We start from the raw sequence: 294 nt of genomic DNA, 5'->3' as shown, positions 1-294 counted from the left end.
GGGCGAAGGAATTGTAGCTTTCCTGATGCGAGATCAGCAGGAAGCCGGTCAGATTGTTGCCGAGATGGGCGCCGAATGCCACGCCCAGATTGCCGGTGGCGTAGACCAGAAGCGTCAGCACCAGCGCGAAGCTGGCGATCGAGACCAGCACGCAGGCATTGATGGCGAGCGTCGAGCTCGCGCTCCAGTGCAGCGCGCTGAACAGCAGCAGCGGCAGCCCTGCCCAGATCAGCGGGTTGTTGAACCGGTTGGCGAGGCCGCGCAGGAGATAGCCGCGAAACAGCGCCTCCTCGG

At 64.3% G+C, this 294-nt stretch carries 1 protein-coding gene; it reads right to left on the bottom strand.

Annotation, left to right across the window (positions count from 1 at the left end; genetic code table 11):
* A partial coding sequence (locus tag EN807_RS34555) for a CPBP family intramembrane glutamic endopeptidase (protein WP_135938091.1) occupies window positions 1-294 on the bottom strand: 294 nt, incomplete at both ends.

The sequence above is a fragment of the Mesorhizobium sp. M5C.F.Ca.ET.164.01.1.1 genome (assembly GCF_004792125.1).
Taxonomy (GTDB): domain Bacteria; phylum Pseudomonadota; class Alphaproteobacteria; order Rhizobiales; family Rhizobiaceae; genus Mesorhizobium; species Mesorhizobium wenxiniae.
Note: the sequence above shows the minus strand (reverse complement) of the source record. Positions and strands in the feature narration are given on the sequence as shown.